Raw genomic sequence first — 26,325 nt, 5'->3', positions numbered from 1 at the left:
TGAGAGACAAACAGCCTGTAGTCAAATACGATAGCATCAAACAACAAAACGCTACGGCTTAGCCTTCAACCAGGCACATTATAGAACGACACCCATGCCCGTTACGAATCCTGGAAAAACCACATCACGGTTCCCAGTACCCGGCTCCCGTTACGTCGCCGCTGCAGCCTTGATGGTTTCCACGTTATCAGGCCCAACCACCTCTGCAGCGCAGCCAGGCTCTGATGACCCGGAGTCCGTAGGGTTCTACGGATTCAACGACGAGATTCCTGAGGTACTGACCACAACCCGGCTGCGGCAGCCTAAAACCCGTGTCCCCGGCACCACCACAGTAATCGAAGGCGAGATGATCCGGGATCTTGGCATCATGAGCCTGGTTGAGGTGTTCCGGCTGGTTCCGGGCATGGTGGTGGCAGAAGTGGGCAGCAATACTCCCGTAACGACTTACCACGGTACTGTGCACTATGAACAGCGTCGCATGCAGGTTCTGGTAGACGGTCGCACAGCGCACAGGGCCACGCTTTCAGATATGGACTGGCAAAGCATGCCCGTACCCCTGGAAATCATAGAACGAATAGAAGTAAGCCGGGGGCCCAATTCGGCAGCTTATGGCATTAACGCCTTTCTGGGCACAATCAATATTATTACCCGAAACCCCGCAGACACCTCGGGCACCGAGATTCGCGTTGTTCGGGGCTCCAGAGACTACTTGCGCACTTTTGCATCGGTAGGTGATGTCAGTGAAAGCTACGACTGGCGCCTGGCTTATGAAAAACGGAAATTCGGCGGTTTTGACTATCAACTTGAAGAGGGTGAACGCACGCCTTTTCACAACGGCCATGACTTCAACATCTTTAATTATGACTCGCGCCTGAAGGTCAGTTCCGGCTTCAATGCCGATATCCGCATTGGCGTTGTTGATGGAATCAATGAAGAGGACATCTATAAAAATGGCGAGCTCGGCGCCACCGGGAATCCGGACATCGACGTTCGGGATTACTACCTTCAGACACAACTTAACTTCGAGACATCTGAAAGCCACTTTTTTCATGTTCAGGTCAGTTTCGAAAACTATGACCGCAGGCAACGCTGGCCAATTTCGGTCCCTGAGTCTGCAATTGATTGCCTCGCGAACAACATACTGGTATTTCACCGCCCCAACCGGTCTGTCTGTTTCCAGCCGGGTGGAACGCCCCTTCTGGCTGATATAAACGCGGATTCCGAAGATTCCAGGCTGGAGCTGGAACTCCAGGATACCTATTTTTTCAACAACGATTTGAAACTGGTATCCGGTGCAGGCTTCCGCAAAGACACCTATCGCTCTGAAACCTTTTTTAACGGGCGCGGAAATAACTACCAGTCCCGGCTATTCGGCAACCTGGAGTACACACCCATCACCTGGCTTACGCTGAATGGTGGCGGCAACTGGGAACGCACAACAACTACAGATGAGGGGTATTTTTCACCCCGGGTCGCCGCAAACTTTACTCTCGGCACCAACCATGCCATCCGGTTTGTATACTCGAAAGCTGTGCGCACGCCGGACGGATTTGAGCAAAATCCGGATTACGGGTTTACACTCAGGAACGTGGAGCCCGGAAAATACTCAGCCTATGAAGGTTATCGTGTTGAAAGTACGGCCGTCTGGCAACACCCTAACCTTGTAACGTTAGGCAGGCATCTTGAAGAAGAAAGGATAACATCCAGGGAAATCAGCTACTTCGGCCTGTTTCCTATGGAACAGGGTCAAGTTTCGCTGGAAGTACGCCTGTTCAAGGACGAGCTACGGGACATGATCAGTGGCGTTATTCAGTTCGATGACTGGTCCATTGATAATAATGTGGATCTTGATCAAAAAGGTGTTGAGGTAGAGGCCGCTCTTGAGTATCCCGGAACCACGTTCAGAGCCAGCTACGGCTATCTGGACCAGGATGGCTGGTACACCGGTGCCGAGATCTATAACGACGACGGCAGCATTAACGACCATGAAAAACAGTATAACGTTGAACTGTTAGGGCGCCTCTCGGTAAGGCATTCAGGTAGCCTGGCGCTTATCCGGGATCTGCCTTTTGGGTTGAAAGGCTCTACGGCGTACTACTGGGCGGACAAATTCCGAAATTCCCGCTTCGAACGTATTGATTTTCGCCTGGCCAAGAGGTTTTTCCAGCCACGGTATTCCGCGGAAGTGGCTTTGACCATGCAACATTATATAAATAATACGCCTGATCTGAGTTCCGATAATAATATCGAAGATCAAAACCAGTTCTTCCTGGAAGCCGGTGTACGCTTCTGATCGCCAATAACGGAATGTTTCTGTCCCAGGATGGTATGACAGTCAAATTGCTTTCAATTATGTACCTGCGGGAGTCGGCGCCGATATCAGCCGCCATGATGGCGCCCGTCTGGGCAGTTCTGGTTCTGATACTGCTGGCTGCCGGGCCCCGCTCTGCATTGGCACAGGACAACGAGCGCTCAACTGTCTATCTGGTCGGGTCCGGCAATGTTGCTCTGGATCAGCATATGCAAAGCCTTCTTGAAAAGAGGCTGGGGGCGCAACGGGATCTGCTTCTGATTTCTGATCAGCAAGCCGCACTCACCGGAGACGCGCCGATTATCACCCTTGGTTCCGGAGCCTTTTCCCGTATACGACAAACCAATCGGGGCGCCCCTGTTCTTGCTCTGTTGACCGAACAGCATTTTCTTGAGGGGTTTGCCAGCCGCTCTCCGGGGCGCATATCCGGTATCTACCACGGCGCTCCGCTTCTGAAGCAGGCACTGACAGGCAAAGCCATACTCCCGCAAGCAACCCGGATTGCATTGATTGCAACGACCAATAGCGCAAAACTCTACGACAGACTTATCGATCAGTTACCGGCATACAATCTTGAGGCCCGGCTGTTCATTGTGGATGACAACAAGCAGCTCATTCCTACCCTCATCCGTGCGTTAAGCTATGGTGACTTCCTGCTTGCGGCGCCCGATAACGATATATACAACCCCAGGACAATAAAACACATTCTGCTGACCGCTTATCGCAGAAACAGAATCGTAATAGGCCCAAGCCGGGCTTATGTTAAAGCGGGTGTACTGGCCTCCGGTTATTCGCCCTTGCCTGCCATCGCCGAGATGGCAGGAACCTATCTGGAAGTATTTTCTGAAACCGGGCACTTTCCGGAACCGGATTATGTGCCTGACTTCCGTGTGGAAGTTAACCAGCAGGTAGCCCGCTCACTGAATATTCCTCTGGCACCACCGGAGCAAATCGCCCGGACAGTGGAAGCCCGGCTGAACGATCCGGGGGGGGCGAATGATGAGTAAACACAAGCCGGCGGGTACGCCGCTTTCCCGCAAGCTTCTTGTTCTCGGAGCATTGCCTGCTGTCGTGATGTTTATAACCCTTATAGGGTTCTTTACATCCGCCCGCCTTGAAGACGCCAGGCGTGACCTTTCCTACAGCAACCAGTTGCTGGCTGATAGTCTCGCACCCTCGCTCGAGTACGCTGTTGTATCCGGTAACACCGTGGCGTTGCAGGAAATACTCTCTCAGTCCATCCGGTACAGCAAAGCCGACTGGATTCGGGTTACCGATGTAACCGGCGAACAGCTTGGCCTCGCCACTCACAGTGACAGTCCAGCCAACGAACTGCAGCAGGGTTTCCAGATATACGAAGCAGAAATCCTGCAAAAGCCCCTGAATTTTGAAACCGACCGCCAAACCCAGTGGTTCGAGCCGGAGTTCGGTCAAAGCTCAGGTGCATTACGAGTTGGCAGAGTTCAGGTTGGCGTTAACGACAGGACGCTTGTACAACGACGCAACAACATACTCTGGTCGTCGGTGGCAGTAGGGCTCACATTGTTGCTGTTTTCCATTCTGGTTATCAGGCATACCCTGAACGCGATTCTCTCTCCCGTGAATCAGGTGTCAGGGAGAATAAACCGTCTCATTGAAAGAGATTACCGTGTAGCCAGGGTGAACAGGCGGGGCAACTCCCGGGAAATTATAGACATCGAACAGCAACTCAACGAACTGGCGGAGCATCTTGAAACGCTGAAGACCTCCCGGGATCAGACACTGGCGGCTTCCGAACATGCCCGGGAGAGAGCAGAAACGGCCAGTCGAGCAAAATCCGAGTTTCTGGCAACCATGAGCCACGAGTTACGCACACCGCTGAACGGCGTACTGGGTATGATTGACCTGGTTCAGGAGGAGACTCTGACCCCACGCCAACGGGATTACCTGCAAACCGCCCGCCAGTCAACGGAAGATCTGCTCACCGTTATAAGCGATATCCTTGACTACGCACGCATGGATAGCGGATCGGCTGTGTTGGAAAACCAGGTTTTCAACCTGCACACGCTCGTAACCAATTGCGTGGCCTCCTACCGCCATGTGGCGGAAGAGCAGGGGCTGGCCCTGACTCTGAATTTCTATGGTGACTGGCCCGAACATACCCTGGTACAGGGCGATGCACCGCGCTTACGACAGATCCTTGCCTGCCTGCTCGATAACGCGATCAAATATACCAGAGAAGGATTTGTAAACGTTCAGATGGGCTGCTTTGGTGTTGAAGACGGTTATATCATCATTAACTGTTCTGTCAGTGATTCGGGTAGTGGCATACCTCACGAACGGATCACCGATATTTTCAGCTCATTCCAGCAACTGGAGATGGGTGATACCCGGAGTTTTGGCGGAGCTGGCATGGGTTTATCGCTTGTTCAGCGACTGGTTGAGCTGCTCGGGGGCCACATTCAGCTGGAAACAGACCTGGGGAAAGGGTCCTCGTTCCGCTTTGAGCTGCCTTTGGAACTCGCTCCTACCGCCACCCCGTCAAAACCCACGGAACCCCTCAGGCAGGCAGAACTGCCCCTATCTATGCGTGCGCTTGTGGTGGAAGATAACCCGGTAAACCAACGCGTTGCTGTTGCGTTACTCAACCGGCTGGGGTTTCATACAGAAGCCGTTACAAACGGCAAGGAAGCTCTTGAAAAGGTCCGCACCAGCCAACTGGGATACCATGTCATATTGATGGATTGCCAGATGCCGGTCATGGACGGTTACGAAACGACTCGCTATATCCGCGAATGGGAAACCAAAAATGGCCGGCACAGGACACCGGTCATCGCCCTGACGGCCGATGTACTGCCCGGCACCGAGCAAAGCTGTGTTGAGAGCGGTATGGATGATTATCTGTCCAAACCGGTGCGCAAGGAACACCTGCGTGAGGTTCTGAGTAAATGGGTGCCCTTTTTCGAAGTCAGGTGACCGGTTCACGCATGGTCACAAACTCTTCGGCGGAAGTCGGGTGTATTCCCAGGGTAGAATCAAACTGCGCCTTGGTTGCACCAGCCTTGATGGCCACCGCAAGCCCCTGGGTAATTTCGCCGGCATCCGGGCCCACCATGTGGGCACCGAGCACGCGATCTGTTTTGTCATCAACCACAAGCTTCATCAGGCAGCGCTCATCGCGCCCGCTGAGTGTGTATTTCATTGGCCGGAATTCAGAACGGTAGATCCTCAGGGTATACCCTGCTTCCCGCGCTTCTTCTTCCGTCAAGCCCACGGTTCCTATATTTGGCTGGCAGAACACCGCTGTCGGTATTGCACTGTAATCCATCTCGCCTTTACCGTCCCCGAACATCCGGCGGGAAAGCACCATGGCCTGGGCCAGAGCTACCGGTGTCAGTTGGGGGGTGCCAATCACATCGCCCAGAGCGGTTATGGAGGGCACTGATGTCTGGAAATAATCGTCCACCACCACATGCCCCGAATCACTCAGTTCGATTCCCAGCTCAGTAAGACCAAGGCCATCAACCAGTGCTCTTCTGCCCGTCGCAGCCATAACCAGACCTGTTTCCATCACGGAACCGTTACTGAGCTTGACCCGGTAATGGGAGTTCTCGGCTGCCACCGACTCAATGGTTACGCCGAACTCCAGTTGCACGCCTTTTTTGCGCATTTCCTGCTCGGTGAACCTGCGGATATCGTTGTCAAAACCACGGAGAAACAGATCACCCCGGTACAGTAGCGTGGTTTCAACCCCCAGGCCAGCCAGAATACCGGCGAACTCCACAGCAATATAGCCGCCACCCCACACAACCGCCTGTTTGGGCAACTGAGGCAGGTAGAACATCTCGTTGGACGTGAGGATGCATTCCTTACCCGGAATGTCCGGCACCACCGGCCAGCTGCCTGTGGCAACGGTGATGTGGGCGGTAGTGTATTCCCTGTCGCCCACCACAATCGTATTCGGATCCCTGATAGAAGCAGTGCCTTCAATAATTGTGACGCCGGCATTCTCGAGCAGGCGGCCATAAATGCCGTTAAGCCGCTCTATTTCCGTATTTTTATTGGCTACAAGTGTCGGCCAGTCGAAACTGACATCGTCCATGGGAACACTCCAGCCATAACCTGCAGCGTCCTCCAGTTCATCGCTGACATGGGCCCCGTAAACAAACAGTTTTTTCGGCACACAACCCACGTTAACGCAGGTACCGCCGAGGTAGCGGGATTCCACTACTGCTACCCGGGCGCCCCGACCAGCCGACATGCGGGCAAGCCTGACTCCGCCGGAACCGGCACCAATAACAATAAGATCAAATTCGTGGCTGTCAGACACAATGTCTCCTGATGTTCATTAAAACGTTAATTTTGGGCTGCCGTTGCCTTGGCTTCCGGGTGAATCTCGCGGAACAGTATGTGGTCTTCAAAACCACCAAGGCGTATCTTGCCAAGACTGCGAAAGCCTTCAGATTCGTAAAATGGCAGATACCGGTTATTCCCCGTGTCCAATACAAGCCCGCTTCCCCTCGGATTGTCTGCACACAACCGCTGCACGGCCTTGAGCAATAGCCGACCGTACCCTCGGTTCTGGTACTTGGGGTTCACACCCATCAATGGCAACTGATGCGCCAGGGGCTGTGGCAACATGGCACGTATTCTTTCGTGGTAACTCAGGTACCTGCGCGTAGAGGCGTACCCTGCCGTCAGCACCATGCGTATCCTCCAACTGAACTGATCCGCAAGGTTCAGGCGCAAATCCGGGTCGCCAATAAAAGCCACAGCAACCAGGGTGTCATTTACCATGACGCCAACCGCCTCCTGCTCCAGATCAAAATACAGGTCGACCAGCTCGCGCACAGTTGCGCGCACGCGCTGTTTATATCCGGGTTTGCGGTGATTGAACAGATACTGGAAGGTTGGCTCGCTGAGGTAGGCGTCATACAGAATGGATCTGGCTTCGTTCAAAGCAGTGATATCCAGCCGGACAATAACCGGCTCCGGCTTGTTATGGCTGTCGCTGTTCATGCTTTCTCTCCTGCTGCCGTCCGGAGAGACCACCCCGGAACCCTGTAATTCGAAATCAGATTGCCAGTGTTAAACGAACAGACACCCTGCCGGGTTCACCGGCGCGATCAAGCGCAGCCTGGTCAATCACAACACCATGCTTACCATTGAGCATTTCAAGCCAGGCTGCAACCTGCGAATAAGGAACGGCTTCCAGCCACACACGGATTGCATTCTCACCGCTGGGCTCGAAGCGTTGAAGTGTGAGGCCAGACTCCCTTGCCGACCGGGTTACCAGCCCCATCAGTGCGCGGCCATCGGCGGGAACCTCCCCGGTCGCGCTGGCAGGCCCGGCGCTGCTGTCGCTCAGGCGCCTTATTACCGCCTCGTTGGATTGCATCCATGCCAGAAGCTCTGACGCGTTTTCCTTACTGGCAGCGGCCTGATCGTGGAAACTCGCAACCGGATTCCATACGGCAAAATAGAGAAACCCGAGAAAGACAGCAATTGCCAGCACTGTAAGCGCCTGCTGATCCCTCCTGGGGAGCTGGTCATACTGAGCAATCAGCTTGCCCACAGCGGGCTGCTCTTTCAGTTTGCTTAACATCGCCTTACCCTCCGGATACCGTGAGGCGACCACGGGCGCCGCTGGATTCATTTACAACCGAACCGATTCTGGCTTCAAGCCCCTGGGCAGTGAGACCATTTCGCAGGGCGCTCAGGCGATCGTAACTTTGCGCACGTACATCCACCACCAACTCCCCTCGGGACTGGCTGAAATTGATGGAATTAAAAGTCACCGAGCCGGTGGTGGCCACTTTGGAATATTGCTCGCCGGTATATTTCATCAGGGTGACAAAATCGGCCTCAGGGCCGTCTGCGCCGGCCACCCGCAACTGCCCTTCTATAACGCGTCTTACATTACCCGCGTGGGTTCTGCGGTCACCCGGGAAGGCTTGCCGGTATATCGACATGGCCTGCTGTCGCATGTCATCGGCCTGCTGCTGGTAATAAAAACCCATCCCCGCCTCTAGCGCCAGCTGCACCACAAACCAGACAGCCGCTACGGCAATCAGCGGTTTCCAGGGTTTTAAAGCACTGTCCCTGCCACCTTTTACCGAGAAATCCCGTTGGCAAAGGTTGATGGGGCGGCAAAGATTGTGATGATGAGCATGCGCCAGCAACTCCAAAGGCATCAACTCAAGGGGTTCCCGGCGAACGGAAAGCCGCCCTGGCACCATGAGTTCACCAAGAAGCGCCTGCTGCTCTTCCAACTCGGTATCGGTGCCATAAATGACCACGGGAACCTCAGCCACCACGTCTTCCGAGGGTGGCGCCGCCATTGTCTGGGCAAACATGCCAAGGTTGGCAGATTGCATACTCAACCATTCGCCACGATCACTGGCCATCATGGCGAATTCGCCATCCAGGCAAATCGTCCATCCGCCCTCTGTCACCGGCAGCAATGCAGCATCCGGATAAATGGCGTCCAGGCGGGTGTGTGACCAGCCACTGAACAGCTCAAGCCATTGGGCCATACGCATACGATCAACCGCGGCCACCCGATAACCCTCCGGAGTGTGCATGCCGAGTGCCAGATGCACGCTATCAATATCCTGCGCTATCTGTTCTTCAACCGCATAGGGCAGCGCCTGATTGATAAAACGGCTCTGCTTTGCGGGAATGTCGGCCACGCAGAACAGGGCTTCGTCGCCCGGAATCAAGCCCACCAGCAGGACATCCTCAAGCCCGTTCTGGCTGAGTGTCTGCTCGATGGTGCTCTGGACATCATGGCTACCCTGGGCCTGAGCATCACCGCCTGCATCGTATAGCACCCAGTTAAAAAAGCGGGCTTCCGGGTCTTCTCCGGGCTCCGTATAGGGAGGCAGGGGTCGCACATAAAGGCGATAAGACATGGTTATCCTTCCGAAATGGTGTAGGGCTCTTTGGTAATTCGGTTCTTCTGGCCGGTATCCCTGTGAACCGTCCGGACATCGCCTTCCTGATTACGGAAAACTGTACTTACCATATTCACAACACGGTTATCGTAGGTAATCCGCGAAACAACTTCAAAAAAACGGGTTTGCAAGCCCAGCCCGACAGGTTTCATGCCTGACCCGGCAAATTCCGGCAATGCGAGAAAATCCTGCAGGTTCTCAAACCGTTCTTCCTTCCGCTTCTCCAGAATAGACTCCGCCTGGGCAGACGTCAGCTCTTCATAGAGCGACATCAATACTTCAGCAGACGCTGTATTCACGTTGATGCCCAGTCCGTTTACCGGCAATGCGGACACATGTGGCCGCAATGTTACGTATATTTCTTCGGTCATGCCTTCAATCAACCGCAGCTCCGACACACTCACGAAAGGCTGATTCGCGGCCCGGAGCCCGGGTTCCGCCATCAGATACTGGCCATCTTCCGCGCCATAGGCACTGATGGTTTGATCATCAGGGTCAATCCAGTCCACAAGGGCATCCACGGAGACTCCGGTAATACCCAAAACGACGAACAGGCGCGTAAGCCGATCCCTGGTCAGCGGATCTACCTGGCCGTTTGCCGCTACCAGGTCGTTGAGATTGATGCGCCCACCCAGATCATCTATCTGTACTTCCGCAACGCCGTTGTTGTCCACGGGCAGAACCGCCGCATTCATGGCCCAGAATTCATCCAGGCTATCCACCATCAGGCTGTCTTCCTTGTCCTCTTCAAAGTCCCGCATAAGAATCTGGCGGGCAAAGGCCTCGGCGCCCAGGGCAATACTCTGGCCCTGCTGTTGCGCCAGGTAATGCCCGGCTTTGAACACTCGTATATTTTGCTGCTGTGTCATCCCAGAGGCCAGCATGACCACCAGTGCCATCGCAAGCAGTACCATGATCAGCGCAACACCCTGTTGCTTGCGAGCGGGGCCTTGAGGTTTGTGAATACAGTAACCGCGCATCATCAGCTAGCCTCCCTGCCCCGCTGTCTGGCCATCCGGCCCGTCGTCAGCGTCTTCTTCGCTGGTTTTATCACGGGCTTCGTTTACCTGATTCACCAACCCCTGGGCGTTGGCAGGGTCAAAGTCAGGCAATACGAAGGTGCGCACCAGTTCCCCAAAACGCTCATGTTCAAGGGTGACTTCAATCGCCAGGGGAAAGTCTGTATCCGGGCGACTGCCAGGAGTTAACGCCGCCATAACATCATCAGGCGGCCATTCGGGCTGCCAGGTATATTGTTGGTTCAGGAATCTCAGGTCGAACCCGGTAACTCTCTCCAGCAGCAACAGATCACGGCTGTTGTCCTCCTGGCCCTGATCCAGGTTCGGCCAATAACGGCGGCGCAGTTCAGTGCCGGTGTACTCCCAGCCCACTCGCTGCAGGCTGCTGCGCCGGATACCCAGCGGATTGCGCCAGCCCTGCCGCGTCAGCATCAGGGCAAAGTCGTCTTCACGGGTTGTCAGCGCGGGTTTGAAATCTCCGTAGATGTCCCTTGCCGGGCGGTTCACTATCTGGGTGAGATCCCGCTCCAGCAGCAGCATTGCTCTCTGCAGCCCGTCGAAGTCTTCGGCAAGCTCATCTACGCGATCACGCGAGAGGATTACACCGTTGAGAACCTGCCACACGCCAATACCAATAACCGCCGTAATGGTGATGGCGACCAGCACCTCGAGCAGCGTAAAGCCCCGCTGGCCCACGGCCCGGATCATTTCTCACCTACAAAGGCGGAAAGCGTGTGTACCGGGTATGGCTTTGACTGCCCTTCACTGTAACGGGATACCTGCACTTCAACCCGTCGCATTTTCGGCTCTGCGGTGGCTAGCACTCTTGTTGTCACCTGCCAACGGTAAGGGCCGTAATCCTGATCCTTCGAATTTTCGGATATTCCCGGCAGGTTCTTTTCCAGCCGGATTTCGTTAATGCGATTATCAGCAAGCCAGCCGGCAAATGTTTTGTCACGAATACGTTCGTAACTTGAAATGTACTGGCTACCCACCTCTGCGGCAGCGGTGGCAATCAATCCGAACACCAGCAAGGCAATCATGACTTCAATCAGCGTGAAGCCCTTCTGGCTTTTCGTTGTGGCCTTCGGAAGACTTGCGGACCCCGGCAAACTCACCAGTCAGCCCCCTCGTCACCGGGGCGGCGCCATTCGATGGGTGAAACACCGTCGGACACCAGAACCTGGGTGTAGTCTGTCTGGCTGCCAACAGTGAATTCCAGTTCAAAAGGCGTTGTCTCCCCGCTGGAAAAAAACACCACATCGGGCCGGAGCTTGTCTTCAGCCGAGGCAAGGCGGGGCGCGTCACTTTCAATGAACTCTGTGGCCACCAGCCAGTCCGGAAACTCCCTGGCCCGGAATATGCGCTCGCCGGAAGCTTTCCAGTCACCTGTGTCACTCTGGAAAGCCACGAAACGATATCCGTTTTCTTCAAGCAGCAACCCCAGTTCCTGATTATTAAGAACCGCCTGGTCCGATGCTGTCTGCATCAACAGGTAGAGTTCTCTCACCTCGTTCTGAAGCTCGCGCTGCTGGGAGTTTCCACCCATGGTAAAGACAGCCAGTGCCGCAAGCAGCCCCACCAGAATCAGGACAACCAGTATCTCGATCAGCGTAAAGCCGCTGCTGTTGTTTCCTGAACCCGCCTGCACCACCAATCAGCCGCCGATATTCCAGATGCTGATGTCCGCGGCATCGTCGCTACCACCTTCCTGGCCGTCGGAACCATAGGAATAGAGGTCATAGGGGCCTTCAACGCCCGGGCTCACATACTGGAAGTCGTTACCCCAGGGATCTTTGGGAATGCTCTTCATATAGCCGTCGGGATTCCAGTTCTTCGGCTCCGGGCTGCCACTGGGGCGGGATTTCAGGGCTTCCAGCCCCTGCTGGGTGGACGGATAATGGCTATTGTCCAGCCGGTAAATATCCAGTGCCTTGGAAATATTGGTGAGCTGGGTTTCGGCTACGGTCACCTTGGCCTGGTCACTCCGGCCCATGATATTCGGGGCCACAACCGCTACCAGCAGGCCAAGAATCACCATCACCACCATGATCTCGATCAGGGTAAAACCCCGGCTGGATTGCGGCATGTTCAGTTTTTTCATCGTCATTGGTTCACTCGTTATCGATCTGAATGGCATTTAATAAGTGGCTTTTGTAAAACCCTGCTAACCGACCAGATTGCTCATGTTGAGTATGGGCAGCATGATGGCCATCACTATAATCAGTACGACCACGCCCATCACAAGCAGCATCATAGGCTCGAAAAGCCCGACAATGGCGGCAATTTTTGCTTGCAGGGTGTTTTCCTGCATCCTTGCGGTGCGCTCCAGCATGCTGTCGAGCTCACCACTGGCTTCCCCACTGGCAATCATGTGCAACATCATCGGAGGAAAGTAGCCAGACTGGTCCAGCGCCCGATGCAAAGAACCTCCTTCACTGACCTTGCGTGCGGCTTCCTTGAGCTGCTGGCGCAAATAGTCGTTGGAAAGCACCTCCCCGGCAATTCTCATGGCCTCCACCAGCGGCACACCACTGGTGGTCAGTATACTCAGTGTGCTTGCATAGCGCGCCGTATTCACCCCTCTTACCATTCCGGAGAACAGAGGCAGATGCAGCAGGCGCTTGTGAAAACGCAGCCGCACAGGTGGTTTGGTTAGCGCGAAGCGGAACGCCGAAATGCCGGCTACGAGCAATATCAGCAGATAGACACCGTAATTTGAGAGAAATTCCGACATTGCCAGCATAGCCACGGTTAACCCGGGCAATTCCTGGCCCTGTTTGACAAACACCTCGATAATATCCGGCACAACATAGGTCAACAGGAACACCACGATCGCAATGGCGACAAAACTCAGGATAATCGGGTAAATGGCGGCCAGCTGGATTTTCTGGCGCGCTTCCTGCCGGCTTTCAGTGTAGTCAGCCAGCCGGTTCAGCACCAGATCCAGGTGCCCCGCATGTTCTCCCGCCGCCACGGTTGAACGGTATAGCCGGGGGAAGGCTTTCGGAAACTCGCCAAGACTGTCCGCCAGCGTGTAGCCTTCCATAACCTTGGCTCGAATGGCAATCAGCATACCGCGGGTACGGGGTTTGGCAGTTTGCTGGGCGGCGGCTGATAACGCCTGCTCAATGGGAATACCGGACTGGATCAGGGTTGCCAGCTGGCGCGTAACCAGAGCAAGATCTGCGGTTTTGAGCGACCCACGACCGCTGAGCGGATTACTGCGGGCAGTTTTCTGGGCGGCGGGTTCAACAGCCAGAGGAGTCAGGCCCTTTTCCCGGAGTTGCTGCCTTACGGCGCGGGGTGCGTCGGCTTCCACCACACCCTGTCTCTGCTTGCCCCTTGCATCCAGGGCTTTGTACTCATAGGCAGGCATGGCTTACTGGCCCCGGTGCGTTACGCGGAGCACCTCTTCCACAGTGGTAACACCATCCAGTATTTTCCGGACACCGTCTGCATGAATACTGGGGCCTTTGAGCCGCGCCTGGTACTCAAGGTCCAGTTCACCTGCACGCTTGTGAATCAACGCGCTGATCTCCTCGGTTACTTCAACCACTTCATAAATACCAATACGCCCCCGGTACCCAAGCTGGTTGCAATGATCACAACCTTTTGCCCTGTAAATAGCGGGTGGATTGGCAGAATCCAGCTGCAGGAATTCGCAGTGTTCTTCAGTGGGCGTATAGGGCTCCCGACACTCCTTGCACAGCACTCGCACCAGGCGCTGGGCCACAATCCCCACCAGGCTTGATGAAATCAGGAAAGGCTCGATGCCCATATCCATAAGACGGGTAATCGCACCCACCGCAGTATTGGTGTGCAACGTGGACAATACAAGGTGACCGGTGAGACTGGCCTGCACGGCAATTTCGGCGGTTTCGAGATCGCGGATTTCACCGATCATCACCACATCGGGGTCCTGGCGCAGAATGGCACGCAGCCCTCGTGCAAAGGTCATATCAACCTTCGGGTTTACCTGAGTCTGGCCAATACCCGGCAGGTTGTACTCAATGGGGTCTTCGACTGTAAGAATGTTACGGGAACGGTCGTTTATTTCCTGCAGGGAGGCATAGAGTGTCGTCGATTTACCTGAGCCCGTGGGGCCGGTAACCAGCAATATGCCGTAGGGCCGATGAATGAGCCTACGCAGTATTTTGAGATCACCGGCGGCCATGCCCAGGGATTCAAGATGGATAGCCCCCGCCTGCTTGTCGAGCAAACGCAATACAACCCGTTCACCGCTGGATGAAGGCATTGTAGACACCCGGATATCCACCTCACGGCCAGCGACGCGAAGGGCGATCCGGCCATCCTGGGGCACGCGTTTCTCGGCAATATCCAGCTTTGCCATAACCTTGATACGCGAGACCAGCAAGGGTGCAAGTGCCCGTTTCGGCTGCACAACTTCGCGCAATACACCATCCACCCGGAACCGAACCACCAGGCGCTTCTCGTAGGTTTCTATGTGTACGTCCGAGGCGCTGGTTTTGACAGCTTCTGTCAGAATCGCGTTGATCAGCCGAATAATCGGTGCGTCGTCTTCCTGTTCCAGCAAATCCTCGGTTTCCGGAACCGAGTCGGCAAGCGAAGCCAGATCCATGTCGTCGCCGATGCCTTCAACCATCTGCATGGCTTCTGCAGAGTCGTTCTGATAGGCCACATTAAGGGCATGATCAAAGTGGTCGGGGTCAATGCTGGTAAACCGTGCCCGGCCACCGCTGATCCGGTTGGCTTCCGCCAGGGCAGAATGAGGCGCACCGGGCTTAACCAGGATAACCGGCTCACCTTCTTCCGAGCGGGTCAGAATAACGCCGTTACGCTTTGCAAAGGTAAAGGGCAGACGACCCAGCTGAGCATCCTTCGGCTGAAGTTCGGTTTCTGTGGCCAAGGTTGTCCTCGCTGTCGTGTCGGTAAATGCAGGAAGGCTACCACAGGAGCCTGGTCTGCTGAATAACTCCTTGCAGTATACTCCCAATAAAAGGCGGTATTCTGATAACCTGTGGGACTTTAGCCATTTCACCGGCAGCTTGCGAACTTGCACTCAGGACAGTCAATGCTTTCTATGAATCCAAGGGTTCCTTTGTTTCTTGCTTTGGTAGCAGGCATGGCCATGGTGGGGGCTACGGCCTGGCAGGGATATGTTTTCTGGCAAAACGAAAGCCTGCAGGCCACACAGAGCAACCGGGTTACCGCCAGGCACATTGCAGAAAAGCCCAGCGTGCCTGCACTGTCACTCGCATCACTGGAGCTTTTCGGCAGCCCGCAGGAGTCGGGCGATGAGCCGGTAGCAAACACTGAAGATCTTCCGGAAACCAACCTTCGGCTTTTCCTGCGCGGAGTTCTCGCTGCCGATGGCGACTTTCCCGGCAGCGCCTTGATTGAAGACGACAAAAGCAAAACCGAGGTATTTCTGATCGGCGATGAGTTGCCCGGCAACGCCAGGCTCAGATCGGTTCACCCAAACCGGGTGGTTCTCGACCGCGGCGGCAAGCTTGAAAACCTGTATTTTCCGGAAACGGACAATCGCTCGGGAATCTCCTTCTCTTCCGATGCTGACAATATTCAACAGGCTTCCCCGCAGCCTCAGAGCCCCGCCGTGTCTAACCGGACCGCCCCTTCCGGTCCGCCCGCAAACGAGCAAGAACGCCGCGAAGAAATACGTAAACGCCTTGAACAGCTCCGGGAACGCCTGCGCACTAACGGCTGAGAATTTATCCGACGCCGCCCGCCTGTCGGCAAATGACACCACCAGTGTCGCCATGGGATATAGGTAATCTTCAGACAAACCGATAAAGTACGGCCCATCCAATGGAAAACGGGAGTGTACTTTGATGCGACGCTGGAATGGCTGGGGCGATGAGCAGTTTAATCTGGAACTACCGGCACAGGGGCAAAGCTTTCTTGCTGAACGGGTAGGTTCCGGCAAGCCTCTGACCGATGCTTCCCTTGAATCCGTTTGCGAAAAAGTCCCGGATACCCGCCTCCCTGCGGATGCCAGTGTTGATGAACTGATCGACACCAGCCCGGAAACCCGCGTTCGCCACGCCCGCGGCCAAAGCCTGCCAGACTGGCTGGCCATGCGCAGTGGTGAATTCGGGGTCTTCCCCGACGGCGTCGCCCGCCCCCACAGCAGCATGGAGGTGCAGAAGCTTCTGCAGTACGCCCGGGCCAGCAACGTTGAACTTATCCCCTATGGTGGTGGCACCAGCGTAGCGGGTCATATCACCCCCCTTGCCAGCAACAGGCCGGTGCTCACGGTGGATATGGGCGGCATGAACCGCCTCATCGATCTGGATCGCGAAAGCCAGATAGCCACATTCGGAGCCGGTACGCCCGGCCCCCTGGTCGAGTCCCAGTTGCGCGCCCATGGCTACACGCTCGGGCATTTCCCGCAGTCGTTTGAACTCTCCACCATCGGGGGTTGGGTTGCCTCCCGCTCCAGCGGTCAGCAGTCACTGCGTTACGGTCGGATCGAACAGCTATTTGCCGGCGGGCGTGTCGAAACGCTTCAGGGCACACTGGACCTGCCAACCATACCCGCCTCCAGCGCCGGACCCGATATCCGCGAGATGATTCTGGGCTCCGAGGGCCGGGTTGGCCTGATCACGGAAGTAAAAGTGCGGGTTACCCGTTTGCCGGAACATGAGAGCTTTCATGTGGTATTTTTTCCAGACTGGGACAGCGCCCGCAATGCCTGTCGCTCGCTGGTGCAGAACCGCACCCAGCTTTCCATGCTAAGGCTGAGCAACGCCATGGAAACCGAGACCCAGTTGGCGCTGGCAGGCCACCCGCACCTTATCGGCATGCTTGAAAAAGTATTGTCCCTGCGTGGCGCCGATGACGGCAAATGCATGATGACCTTCGGGCTGACTGGCAGCAAGCACCAGTGCAGCAGTGTCAGGCAGGAAGCAAAACGTATCTGTTCGCAATACAAAGGCATTTACACAGGCACCCGGCTGGGGAAAAAGTGGGCTGAAAAACGCTTTACCATGCCCTACCTCAGGGAAGCCCTATGGCAAATGGGCTACGCCGTGGATACGCTGGAAACTGCCACCGACTGGGACAACGTAGATAATCTGCTCGGCCTGATGGAAACCAGTTTGCGGGAAGGTCTTCAGGCCCGCAAAGAGAGCCGGAATGAGCGGGCTCATGTGTTCACTCACCTCTCTCATTTTTACGGACAGGGCTGCAGCATCTACACCACCTACGTTTTCCGGGTTGCCGACAGCTATGATGAGACTCTGGCCCGCTGGCAACACCTCAAGAACACAACATCCGAACTGATTGTGCGCAACCGGGGCACCATCAGTCACCAGCATGGCGTTGGCAAGGATCACGCCCCCTTTCTGCCCGTTGAAAAAGGTGAACTGGGCATGTTGGCCATTCGCTCCCTGTGCCAGACCTTTGACCCCGATGGCATTCTCAACCCGAAAACACTGATCGAATGAGCGGAGCAAACCCGATGAAGCCTCGAGATACCTTGCTCAGCGATCTGATGAACGGCACTCAGAACTTTGATGTTGTGGTGGTTGGCGGCGGCATAACCGGTGCCGGCATCGCAAGAGAGGCCGCCGGCAGCGGTTTGAACACCTTATTGGTTGAACAGAAGGACTTCGCCTGGGGAACGTCCAGCCGCTCTTCCAAGATGGTGCATGGCGGCTTGCGGTATCTTGGCAGTGGCCAGTACGGGCTGACCCGGGATGCCGTTACCGAACGCCAGCGACTGATGAGCGAGGCGCCGGGGCTTATCGACCCGCTGCGTTTTATCATGCCCCACTTTCAACGCCAGTTCCCCGGCCCACGGCTGTTTCAGATTCTGCTGCGGGTGTACGACCGGATAGCCGGCTTTCGCTCACGCCACTTTCTGACACCGGGCCAGACCATGCAATGGGTGCCCGGGTTGAATACAGACAAGCTTACCGGCGCCAGCGGATTCGCTGATGCAGTAACGGATGACGCACGCCTTGTGCAGCGCGTTCTGGCCGAAGCCCGAAAAGACGGGGCTGTGTGCCTGAATTACGTGAAAGCTGTGAAGGTTCTCAGGGACAGCAACGGGCATGTAAGCGGGCTTGAACTGCAAGCCGAAGATGAAACCCGAACCTTCCCAGTGCATGCACCGCTGGTTATAAACGCCACCGGGGTTTGGGCAGACCGGCTGCAGCAGAAAGGCAGCGAACCGGAGCCCATGCACATCCGGCCATTGCGCGGTAGCCACCTGATTATCCCCTGGCACAAGCTCCCTGTATCCTGCTCTGTATCGCTGCTGCACCCGGATGACAAACGCCCCGTCTTTGCCTTTCCCTGGGCCGGTACAACAGTCCTGGGTACAACGGATCTTGATCACACCGGCAACCTGGACCATGAGCCGCGCATTTCCGCTGAAGAGGTTGAGTATCTCCTGAAGATATCCGGGCGCCTGTTTCCCGGTGCCGGTGTGTCCAAAGCCGACGTAATATCCACCTGGGCCGGTGTCCGCCCGGTTGTAACTGCCAGCAAACCCACTGCAGGCCCGAAAGATCCATCCAGGGAAAGCCGGGAACACGAGTTCCGGGAATACAAGGGAATGATCAGTATTGCAGGCGGTAAACTCACCACCTTCCGGCTTATAGCGCGGGAAGCCCTTGCCCGGGGGCTTGGCGGCGAGGAGCGGCTGCGCCCGGCCAGTGAGCCCGTTTTCAGGCCGTGGTCCGGGTACCAGCGACCCTCTGCCATAGGCCACCAGAACTGGCAGCGATTGCGCGGTTTTTACGGATCAGACCTGGAGGAAGTTCTGCAAGCCGGGCCCGTCAAACCGGTTGAGGTTTGCGCGGTGGCAGGTTCCGTGCCCGGCGAACTGTTGTGGGCAGAAGTTATCTGGGCTTGCAAACAGGAAGATGTAAAACATCTGGATGATCTGATGCTGCGCCGCACCCGGCTTGGTCTTGTTCTGCCCGAGGGTGGCAAAGCCCTGTTACCGGAGCTGAAGGAACAGTGCCAGAGTGCCCTGGGCTGGGATGACGAGCAATGGCGCTCGGAGGAAACAAGGTATCTTTCCCTCTGGCGTAATGCCTATTCCCTGCCACCCCAGACGGAGCCCGGGCATGCATTCTGATCCCCTGATACTGGCGATTGATAACGGTACCCAGAGTATTCGCGCCCTGCTTTTCAATGCCCAGGGCAATCTGATTGCCAAGGGCAAGCAGGAGATTCAGCCGTATTTCTCCGAACAACCGGGGTGGGCGGAACAGCACCCGGAGTATTTCTGGGAGAATCTGGGAAAGGCCTGCGCCCGGCTATGGCAATCCACCGATGCCAGGCCCGGAAGAGTGGTTGGCGTTACCGTAACAACCCAGCGTGGCACGGTGATTAATCTGGACGAACAAGGCAAACCGCTGCGCCCGGCCATTATCTGGCTGGACCAGCGCCATGCAAGAATCGATGGCCCGGTCAAAGGCCCCTGGGGCTGGCTGTTCAAGCTGGCAAAACTGGAGGACACGGTGAACCGCTTCCGGGAAAACACCCAGGCCAACTGGATTGCCCAGAACCAACCCGAAATCTGGAAAAAAACCCGGCACTTTTTGCTGTTATCCGGCTACCTGAATTACCGTCTTACCGGCCAGTTCCGGGATTCGACGGGCAGCCAGGTCGGCTACCTGCCGTTTGACTACAAAAAACACCGCTGGGCCGGCCCCCGGGATTTCAAATGGCAGGTCATGCCGGTGAAGAAATCCATGCTGCCGGAACTGGTCAGCCCCGGGTCTACCCTGGGCCATCTCACCCCGGAGGCCGCCGCTCATCTCGGGCTACCGGAAGGCTTGCCGGTCATTGCTGCGGCCTCCGACAAAGCCTGCGAAATACTCGGCTCTGGCGGCTTAACACCCGATGTAGGCTGCATGAGCTATGGCACAACCGCCACCATAAACACCACCAGCAAACGCTATGTTGAGCCGGTGCGCCTGATGCCGCCCTATCCTTCCGCATTGCCCGGGTATTACTCCACAGAAATCATGATTTACCGGGGATTCTGGATGGTGAGCTGGTTCAAAAAAGAGTTCGGCCTCAGGGAGCAAAAGATTGCCGAGGAGCGAAATATTGAGCCGGAGGCGCTGTTTGATGAACTGGTCAACGATGTTCCTGCCGGCTCCATGGGGCTGATGCTGCAGCCCTACTGGTCACCAGGGGTGCGGCAACCGGGGCCGGAGGCCAAAGGCTCGATCATTGGTTTTGGCGATGTTCACACCCGCTCCCACATCTACCGGGCGATTCTTGAAGGCTTGGCTTACGCTCTGCGGGAAGGCAAGGAAAAAATCGAAAAGCGCAGTGGCGTAAAAATACGCAAACTCCGGGTGGCCGGTGGCGGCTCCCAGAGTGATGCAGCCATGCAGTTAACTGCTGACCTGTTCGGCCTGCCCGCTGAAAGGCCCCACACCTATGAAACCTCGGGGCTGGGGGCGGCCATTGATGCGGCTGTCGGCCTTGGCCTGCACCCGGATTTTGAAACGGCAGTGGCTGCAATGACCCGGGTTGGTGATGTATTCCAGCCCAACCCGGAGGCCCGTAAGCTGTACGAACGGCTCTATCATGAGGTCTATCTACGCATGTACCCGCAGCTTCAGCCGCTGTACCAGAAAATCCGGGATATCACCGGGTACCCGGAATAGACTGAGCTCCCACCATAAATTCCTGCGTACGTCAATGATCCTTAGGCAGGGGCCTGTGACAACTGTGCCATGGATCAGGAAACCCTCACTCCGATATCTTGTTAATTCTCAATTTCAAATTACAAGAAAAGGGCTGGCTCATCGCCTTATGTCCGAATGGAGAATGCCATGCAATTCACTTCCGAGTCCGTTCCCGGGCAGCGGACGCTTCTGTTCAGCTTACTTTTAGTTCTTGGCCTCTTTGCAGGCTGCGGCGGCGGATCTGAATCGTCAGAAACTGCATCCAATTCAGCCCCAGAGGCAGACAGCAATGTGAATGTTGACGAATCCTCAGATTCTTCTGAATCTGCCGACTCCAACCAATCTCGCGAGCCCAGGGTAAACCCCTACGCAAACTCCCGCTATCAGTTTGCCAACGCCTGTTACACCGTTAGCTCAAACGATGGCTTTCTTGCTGCCCAACCAGACGGCACATACGGCATTGCCAGTTCTGAAACCGATGCAGCGCGATTTTATATGCGACCAACAGAACTGGGCTCATACCTGCTCATGTCGGGCTTCAAGAGGGTAGAAAACAGCAAAGGCGATTTTGAGCTTCTCGGGATCACCGACCCCGGCGGCGAATTTCTGGATGCGGGTGGCAGGTTTGTCGGAGAGCTGAGTTATCTGGTGGCCGGGCTCGGCGATACGACCGGCCTGATTCTTGACCCCATTCTGCCCTTGGGCGGCATACTCAGGGCGCTTGGCGAAAGCCTGGATTTTTTCGGTGATCAAGTGGGCAACGTCAATATGCTCCCCAGGCTTGCGATGGTAAACCGCCCTAACGATCTTGCTGTATGGCAACTGAACAAAACAGAAGACGGGGCTTACACACTTGCATCCCGGGTAACCGGGTTATTACTCGGAGTGGACTCAAACGAACTGACGCTGAGATCACCTTCTCTGCAAGACGAGGCCAACCACTTTCGCTTCAATCCGAGTGAGGGTTGCGATGCCTATCCCGAGGCGGGCCTTAACGCGGAGGTTTTGCACGAAGACGGCCCGGCCATTTATCTGAAAGAGGTCGATCGTTTCCGTAACGTCGAGGGCCTGGACGATGATGACATATACGGATTTGTTGACGCCCACTCCCATATCTCGGCTTACGAGTTCATTGGGGGCCGCATAAACTATGGCGATCCTTTTCACCGTTTCGGTATTACCCACGCGCTTGAGGACTGTGCAGTCAATCATGGCCCCCAAGGCACAACCGGGCTGTTGGAAATTGCCACCAGTGGCACAGTCTCCCATGAAACCCAGGGTTGGCCCAGCTTCAATGACTGGCCGCGCAACGATTCGCTGCAACATCACCAGAGCTATTATCGCTGGCTAGAGAGGGTTCATCTGTCAGGAATGAAGATCCTTGTGAATCATCTGGTTCATAACGAGGTGCTTTGCCAGATAAACCCGCAGAAACAGAACGACTGCGATCCCATGGAAGCGATTCTGTTACAGATTCAGCGCATGTACGAAATGCAGGATTATATTGATGCACAACATGGCGGGCCCGGCCAGGGCTGGTTTCGCATCGTGATGTCTCCCGGCGAAGCCCGTGATGTGATTGCACAAGGCAAACTGGCTGTTGTACTCGGCATCGAAATGTCCAAGGTTCTGGGCTGCGGTGAGTTTCTGAATGTGGCGGAATGCTCGCGCAAGGATATTACTGACCGTCTGGATCAGCTTTACCAGTTAGGCGTACGGAGTATTTTCCCGGTTCACAAATTTGATAACGCTTTTGGTGGCCACCTGCCGGATCTCAGCTCGGGCATCGGGATTGGCCCCATTCTCTATGCCGGTAACATGCTGGAAACCGGCCACCTGCCAGAGTTTGAAGAATGCCCTGAAGGAACGGAGTACTCGGGTCTTGAGCCGGATCAGAACGCAGCGCTCAAGCCTTTTGGCCTGATTGATCAGTTGCTGTTTCAACTCGACTATATCGGTGACCGCTTCCCTGAAACCCCGGAGCAACTGCAAGCCATGGACCCCCGCCGAGGCACTGACAAGTTGTGTAATAGCCGCGGCCTCTCCGATCTGGGCGACTTTCTTGTCCAGGAACTGATCCGTCGCAAAATGATGATTGAGACAGATCACATTAGTCGTAAAGCTGCCGCCCGCATCCTGGAGCTTACCGGGCCCCTTGGGTATCCGGTTATCAACAGTCACGGCGGCTGGGGCGGCACCGAGGCCCTGCGAGATCGCATTGCTGCGCAGGGAGGCGTAACGGCCTCCTTCGGAGGAACCCGCGGCGGCTGGGTTGATGAGTTGATCCGGAATGGCCAGAGACCGCGTTCAGATGCCTACAAAGTGGGCCCTTTCGGTGGCGCCGGGCTTTCCTCGGATGTAAATGGCATTGCCGCACTTGCAGGCAATCCCGGTGTACCGGAGGACGATGCAAAACTGTATCCGTTCGAATCGGTAGACGGCCGGGTTCGCTTCGACAAGCAACGCACAGGCGATCGGGAATTTGGTCTCTATGATGGCCGTGGCGTTGCCCATTACGGTCTCTATGCCGATCAGATCGCCGACATGATTCTGAACAGTGATCGTGACGCTGAAACAATAGACGAGGCCGTTAATCAGCTGTTTACGTCCGCAGAAGCCTACTTGCGGATGTGGGAGCGCATCGAAAAAGCACCCTTGTAATCCGTCATCGCCCGGGGCGGGCGTAACCACGCCTTCCCCATCCAGTCTCGCAAAACAGGAGTGAATACCATGGCTGACTATAGAGCACGACTCACAGCCGTTCTCATGTGTACCGGATTTTTGTTATCCGCTTGTGGTGGCGGGTCCGATAACAACAGCAATGACAACCTGGCTTCACCAGGCTCCACCGTTAATGATCAGGATGAAACCGTATCACCTCCGGCGCAAATGCCCGCCTCTGGCGCGATCGAAATCATGTCGAACCGTAAAGATCTGATCAGTGGCGGCAACGCACTTGTTCGCATCAGAACCAGCGAAGGCAAGCCAGGACAACTGCTGATTAATGGCTCGGAGGTTGAGAGCATCCCGTTCTCCACGTCTACGACAGAGTGGGTCGGCCTTGTCGAGGGACTTGAAATCGGTGAAAACCTGCTGGAAGTCACGTTCCCGAATAATAAACACCTGACAACGACTGTAACAAACCACCCCATCGGCGGACCCGTATTCTCGGGCCCCCAGGTATCGCCCTGGAACTGCACAAACTCAGCAGCGGTTGACGAACAATGTAATCAGGCGCCTACGTTTGAATTCAAGTACATGCCGGACTCCGTATTCAAGCAATTCGTTGCCGAATTTGATCCGGAGTCGCCCGGATTACCTGGCGCGTTTATGCCCTACGACCCGGAAAACCCGCCAGCAGATAAGGACATCGCCAGCATAACAACCGATAACGGTACAACCGTTCCATTCATCGTTCGCGTTGAGCACGGGGTTATCAACCGTGACCGCTATCAGATTATGGCACTGTTTCAGCCGGGCCAGCCCTGGGATGCCCTGGCCCCTCAACCCCAGTGGAATCGCAAGCTACTCATTCACCATGGTGGTAACGTAGGTGTCAGTTTCGGCATGGGGCACGCCCCCAACGGAGATATTGCTGGCACTGCGCCGGAAGGTACGGAACTTCTGTTGGGCGACAGTATTACCACCGGGCTGGCCAGAGGGTTTGTTACCCTGTCTACAGCGCAAGCCAACCTGGGGCATAACGCCAATCTGGTGACGGCTGCCGAATCCCTGCTTATGTCAAAAGAACACGTGATAGAACAATATGGGCCGCTGAGATATACCATTGGAACCGGCTGCTCTGGGGGTGCCATTGCCCAGCAGCATATTGCGAATGCTTATCCAGGTATCTATCAGGGCCTGATCGTACAATGCTCTTACCCTGACGTCTGGACAACTGCCGTGCAGTTTGCCGATTACAACCTCATCAATGAGTATTTCAGCTATAAGCTTCCATCGAAGCCTGAGGGCATTCTGGAGTTCGTGGAGAGCATCCTGACGGCACCTACTCTGGCTGCGCAATGGCCTGCTATCTATGGCCACCTGCCCATCAACCCTCTGGTTTCCGACGCTGCTTTCTTCCCAGCCGCTTTCCCGGATCAGGAAAGCTGCCCGGGCCTGGATGCGGACATACCGGTCTATCACCCAACTGAGCGGCCTGACGGTCTGCGCTGCGGGCTTATTGATTATATGCGCAATCAGTTTGGCGAACGCCCTCCCGAGGTCTGGTCCGCAAACGAACAGCTTCTTGGCCGGGGATTTACGGGTATTCCACTTGATAATGTTGGTGTTCAGTATGGCCTTGGTGCCCTGCAAAATGGCGCAATCACAGGGCAGCAGTTTCTGGCTCTGAACAGGGATATTGGCGGGTTTAACGTTGATATTGATTATCAGGATGGGCGCACGCAAGGTGACGTTTCGGCCATACAGAATGCGTATCGCACAGGTGCGATCAATACAGCTGAACACTTGGATACCGTTCCCATTATTGATCTGAGAGGTCCTGACCCAGGTATCGCCCACGATGCGTTCCACTCATGGCAGGTGCGCGAACGTCTGGAGCAGGCTCACGGCAATGCCAACAACCAGGTTATCTGGTTTGGGGCGCTCCCCCTGGCTGGCGATTCAATATTCACAACCGAAGCCCTACTGGTTATGGATGACTGGCTTGGCCAAATTGAGTCTGATGATTCGGACGCGCCCCTGCCCGAAAAAATCCGAGTGAACAAACCCGGCCTGGCACGAGACCGATGCCTCTCCGTCTCAGCGCTGTTTTCTGATGACGGGCCGAAAATCCCCTTAACAGGCAACCTTACTTACCCTAAACCCATTCTCCCGGGTCTGGACCTTGCCATTTTGAACCCCTTGCCAGCAGAGCTTGGGCAAATAGTCGATGTGGTAACGGGCCAAGTGTGTGGCCTGGATCTGGCGGAAGCGGGTCTGCCGGAGTTTCTGGATAATGTGTTAGCCCCGATTACGGGGCCGGTCAGGGAACTGCAGGCCAGGGTTGTGCAAACCCGGTTTGGGACCCCACGCACAGTAGCAGGCGATGACATTGCGACGCTGAATAACAAATGCGCCCTGAAGCCTGTTGATCCGGCTGACTACCCCGTAACGCTGACAGGTGGTTTTCTGAGCAGCAATGACTTTGCTGCCGAAGTACGGAAAATATTTCCCGATGGCGTTTGTGACTACAGGCAGAAGCCGGTGGGATCAACAGAAACAATTACCTGGCTACAGTACGGAGATGCAGAGCAGGTTATTTTTGGCGGCGAACCTCTGCCCCGTAACAACATACCAGTAAGTGGCTGGGCTTCGAGCTCATTTGAAACCACCCTGAGTAACTGAGCGGGAATAATGTAATGAATACCGGGGAGAACAGGGGTTCTTCTCCC

Annotated in this window: 20 protein-coding genes; 9 read left to right on the top strand and 11 right to left on the bottom strand. The window is 55.7% G+C overall.

Annotated elements, in window-relative coordinates; translation table 11 throughout:
- Window positions 1–94: 94 nt before the first annotated feature.
- Genes CDH48_RS17010 through CDH48_RS17000 form a run of 3 tightly spaced genes read left to right on the top strand, consistent with a single transcriptional unit; the run spans window position 95 to window position 5,266 of the window.
- Window positions 95–2,293 carry a TonB-dependent receptor plug domain-containing protein gene (locus CDH48_RS17010; protein WP_100689928.1) on the top strand — a complete coding sequence of 733 codons (2,199 nt, stop codon included), beginning with the start codon at window positions 95–97 and terminating at the stop codon, window positions 2,291–2,293.
- 35 nt (window positions 2,294–2,328) lie between these two features.
- Window positions 2,329–3,318 (top strand): type 1 periplasmic-binding domain-containing protein, encoded by a 990-nt coding sequence (locus CDH48_RS17005; protein ID WP_227521148.1) that lies wholly within the window; start codon window positions 2,329–2,331, stop codon window positions 3,316–3,318.
- Window positions 3,308–5,266, top strand: coding sequence for an ATP-binding protein (locus CDH48_RS17000; protein ID WP_227521147.1), 1,959 nt, complete (start codon window positions 3,308–3,310; stop codon window positions 5,264–5,266). Before CDH48_RS17005 ends, CDH48_RS17000 begins: the two co-directional genes overlap by 11 nt.
- On the opposite strand, the gene gorA is transcribed toward CDH48_RS17000, so the two are convergent.
- The 11 genes from gorA to gspE are packed head-to-tail and all read right to left on the bottom strand — an operon-like array spanning window position 5,259 to window position 15,156.
- Complete coding sequence (gorA, locus tag CDH48_RS16995) at window positions 5,259–6,620, bottom strand: glutathione-disulfide reductase (RefSeq protein ID WP_100689927.1); 1,362 nt, start codon at window positions 6,618–6,620, stop codon at window positions 5,259–5,261. The two genes, CDH48_RS17000 and gorA, sit on opposite strands and share 8 nt — an antisense overlap.
- Window positions 6,621–6,646: 26 nt before the next feature.
- Window positions 6,647–7,309 carry a GNAT family N-acetyltransferase gene (locus CDH48_RS16990; RefSeq protein ID WP_100689926.1) on the bottom strand — a complete coding sequence of 221 codons (663 nt, stop codon included), beginning with the start codon at window positions 7,307–7,309 and terminating at the stop codon, window positions 6,647–6,649.
- Window positions 7,310–7,364: 55 nt separating this feature from the next.
- Window positions 7,365–7,895: a type II secretion system protein GspM gene (gene gspM, locus CDH48_RS16985; protein ID WP_100689925.1), complete on the bottom strand. Its 531-nt coding sequence runs from the start codon at window positions 7,893–7,895 to the stop codon at window positions 7,365–7,367.
- Window positions 7,896–7,899: 4 nt separating this feature from the next.
- Entirely contained in the window at window positions 7,900–9,204 is a 1,305-nt protein-coding gene (gspL, locus tag CDH48_RS16980) for a type II secretion system protein GspL (RefSeq protein WP_100689924.1), read from the bottom strand.
- Window positions 9,205–9,206: 2 nt separating this feature from the next.
- Window positions 9,207–10,229 carry a type II secretion system minor pseudopilin GspK gene (gene gspK / locus CDH48_RS16975; RefSeq protein WP_227521146.1) on the bottom strand — a complete coding sequence of 341 codons (1,023 nt, stop codon included), beginning with the start codon at window positions 10,227–10,229 and terminating at the stop codon, window positions 9,207–9,209.
- Between the two features lie 3 nt (window positions 10,230–10,232).
- Window positions 10,233–10,973, bottom strand: coding sequence for a type II secretion system minor pseudopilin GspJ (gene gspJ, locus CDH48_RS16970; RefSeq protein WP_100689923.1), 741 nt, complete (start codon window positions 10,971–10,973; stop codon window positions 10,233–10,235).
- Window positions 10,970–11,383: a type II secretion system minor pseudopilin GspI gene (gene gspI, locus CDH48_RS16965; protein WP_227521145.1), complete on the bottom strand. Its 414-nt coding sequence runs from the start codon at window positions 11,381–11,383 to the stop codon at window positions 10,970–10,972. The genes gspJ and gspI overlap by 4 nt, the downstream gene beginning before the upstream one ends.
- Window positions 11,380–11,916, bottom strand: coding sequence for a type II secretion system minor pseudopilin GspH (gene gspH / locus CDH48_RS16960; protein ID WP_227521144.1), 537 nt, complete (start codon window positions 11,914–11,916; stop codon window positions 11,380–11,382). Before gspH ends, gspI begins: the two co-directional genes overlap by 4 nt.
- A gap of 6 nt (window positions 11,917–11,922) precedes the next feature.
- Window positions 11,923–12,375, bottom strand: a complete 453-nt coding sequence (gspG, locus tag CDH48_RS16955) for a type II secretion system major pseudopilin GspG (protein ID WP_227521143.1) — start codon at window positions 12,373–12,375, stop codon at window positions 11,923–11,925.
- A gap of 57 nt (window positions 12,376–12,432) precedes the next feature.
- Entirely contained in the window at window positions 12,433–13,644 is a 1,212-nt protein-coding gene (gene gspF, locus CDH48_RS16950) for a type II secretion system inner membrane protein GspF (protein ID WP_100689921.1), read from the bottom strand.
- A gap of 3 nt (window positions 13,645–13,647) precedes the next feature.
- Entirely contained in the window at window positions 13,648–15,156 is a 1,509-nt protein-coding gene (gene gspE / locus CDH48_RS16945; protein ID WP_100689920.1) for a type II secretion system ATPase GspE, read from the bottom strand.
- A 165-nt stretch (window positions 15,157–15,321) separates the two neighbouring features.
- On the opposite strand from gspE, the gene CDH48_RS16940 reads away from it, so the two are divergent.
- The 6 genes from CDH48_RS16940 (at window position 15,322) to CDH48_RS16915 (ending at window position 26,278) form a co-directional block, all read left to right on the top strand.
- Window positions 15,322–15,975, top strand: coding sequence for a type II secretion system protein N (locus CDH48_RS16940; RefSeq protein WP_100689919.1), 654 nt, complete (start codon window positions 15,322–15,324; stop codon window positions 15,973–15,975).
- 124 nt (window positions 15,976–16,099) lie between these two features.
- Window positions 16,100–17,716 carry an FAD-binding oxidoreductase gene (locus CDH48_RS16935; protein WP_100689918.1) on the top strand — a complete coding sequence of 539 codons (1,617 nt, stop codon included), beginning with the start codon at window positions 16,100–16,102 and terminating at the stop codon, window positions 17,714–17,716.
- Window positions 17,717–17,730: 14 nt separating this feature from the next.
- Window positions 17,731–19,359 (top strand): glycerol-3-phosphate dehydrogenase/oxidase, encoded by a 1,629-nt coding sequence (locus tag CDH48_RS16930; RefSeq protein WP_100689917.1) that lies wholly within the window; start codon window positions 17,731–17,733, stop codon window positions 19,357–19,359.
- The gene (locus tag CDH48_RS16925) at window positions 19,349–20,908 is read left to right on the top strand and encodes an FGGY-family carbohydrate kinase (protein ID WP_100689916.1); all 1,560 of its coding nucleotides are present in this window, start codon (window positions 19,349–19,351) and stop codon (window positions 20,906–20,908) included. Before CDH48_RS16930 ends, CDH48_RS16925 begins: the two co-directional genes overlap by 11 nt.
- A gap of 168 nt (window positions 20,909–21,076) precedes the next feature.
- Window positions 21,077–23,590 carry an amidohydrolase family protein gene (locus tag CDH48_RS16920; protein ID WP_157807857.1) on the top strand — a complete coding sequence of 838 codons (2,514 nt, stop codon included), beginning with the start codon at window positions 21,077–21,079 and terminating at the stop codon, window positions 23,588–23,590.
- 69 nt (window positions 23,591–23,659) lie between these two features.
- On the top strand, window positions 23,660–26,278 hold the full coding sequence (locus CDH48_RS16915; RefSeq protein ID WP_188437801.1) for a DUF6351 family protein: 2,619 nt from the start codon (window positions 23,660–23,662) through the stop codon (window positions 26,276–26,278).
- Window positions 26,279–26,325: the final 47 nt, after the last annotated feature.

This window comes from Marinobacter aromaticivorans, assembly GCF_002806975.1.
Taxonomy (GTDB): Bacteria; Pseudomonadota; Gammaproteobacteria; order Pseudomonadales; family Oleiphilaceae; genus Marinobacter; species Marinobacter aromaticivorans.
This window is presented reverse-complemented; position numbering and strand designations above follow the sequence as displayed.

Excerpts from the sequence above, each read along its gene's own strand:
- CDH48_RS17005 (WP_227521148.1), top strand. The coding sequence starts at position 2,329 with ATGACAGTCAAATTGCTTTCAATTATGTACCTGCGGGAGTCGGCGCCG.
- CDH48_RS16920 (WP_157807857.1), top strand. The coding sequence starts at position 21,077 with ATGCAATTCACTTCCGAGTCCGTTCCCGGGCAGCGGACGCTTCTGTTC.
- gspK (WP_227521146.1), bottom strand. The coding sequence starts at position 10,229 with ATGATGCGCGGTTACTGTATTCACAAACCTCAAGGCCCCGCTCGCAAG.
- CDH48_RS17010 (WP_100689928.1), top strand. The coding sequence starts at position 95 with ATGCCCGTTACGAATCCTGGAAAAACCACATCACGGTTCCCAGTACCC.
- gspG (WP_227521143.1), bottom strand. The coding sequence starts at position 12,375 with ATGACGATGAAAAAACTGAACATGCCGCAATCCAGCCGGGGTTTTACC.
- CDH48_RS17000 (WP_227521147.1), top strand. The coding sequence starts at position 3,308 with ATGATGAGTAAACACAAGCCGGCGGGTACGCCGCTTTCCCGCAAGCTT.
- CDH48_RS16925 (WP_100689916.1), top strand. The coding sequence starts at position 19,349 with ATGCATTCTGATCCCCTGATACTGGCGATTGATAACGGTACCCAGAGT.
- gspL (WP_100689924.1), bottom strand. The coding sequence starts at position 9,204 with ATGTCTTATCGCCTTTATGTGCGACCCCTGCCTCCCTATACGGAGCCC.
- gspJ (WP_100689923.1), bottom strand. The coding sequence starts at position 10,973 with ATGATCCGGGCCGTGGGCCAGCGGGGCTTTACGCTGCTCGAGGTGCTG.
- CDH48_RS16940 (WP_100689919.1), top strand. The coding sequence starts at position 15,322 with ATGCTTTCTATGAATCCAAGGGTTCCTTTGTTTCTTGCTTTGGTAGCA.
- CDH48_RS16930 (WP_100689917.1), top strand. The coding sequence starts at position 17,731 with ATGAAGCCTCGAGATACCTTGCTCAGCGATCTGATGAACGGCACTCAG.
- gspM (WP_100689925.1), bottom strand. The coding sequence starts at position 7,895 with ATGTTAAGCAAACTGAAAGAGCAGCCCGCTGTGGGCAAGCTGATTGCT.
- gspF (WP_100689921.1), bottom strand. The coding sequence starts at position 13,644 with ATGCCTGCCTATGAGTACAAAGCCCTGGATGCAAGGGGCAAGCAGAGA.
- CDH48_RS16935 (WP_100689918.1), top strand. The coding sequence starts at position 16,100 with ATGCGACGCTGGAATGGCTGGGGCGATGAGCAGTTTAATCTGGAACTA.
- CDH48_RS16990 (WP_100689926.1), bottom strand. The coding sequence starts at position 7,309 with ATGAACAGCGACAGCCATAACAAGCCGGAGCCGGTTATTGTCCGGCTG.
- CDH48_RS16915 (WP_188437801.1), top strand. The coding sequence starts at position 23,660 with ATGGCTGACTATAGAGCACGACTCACAGCCGTTCTCATGTGTACCGGA.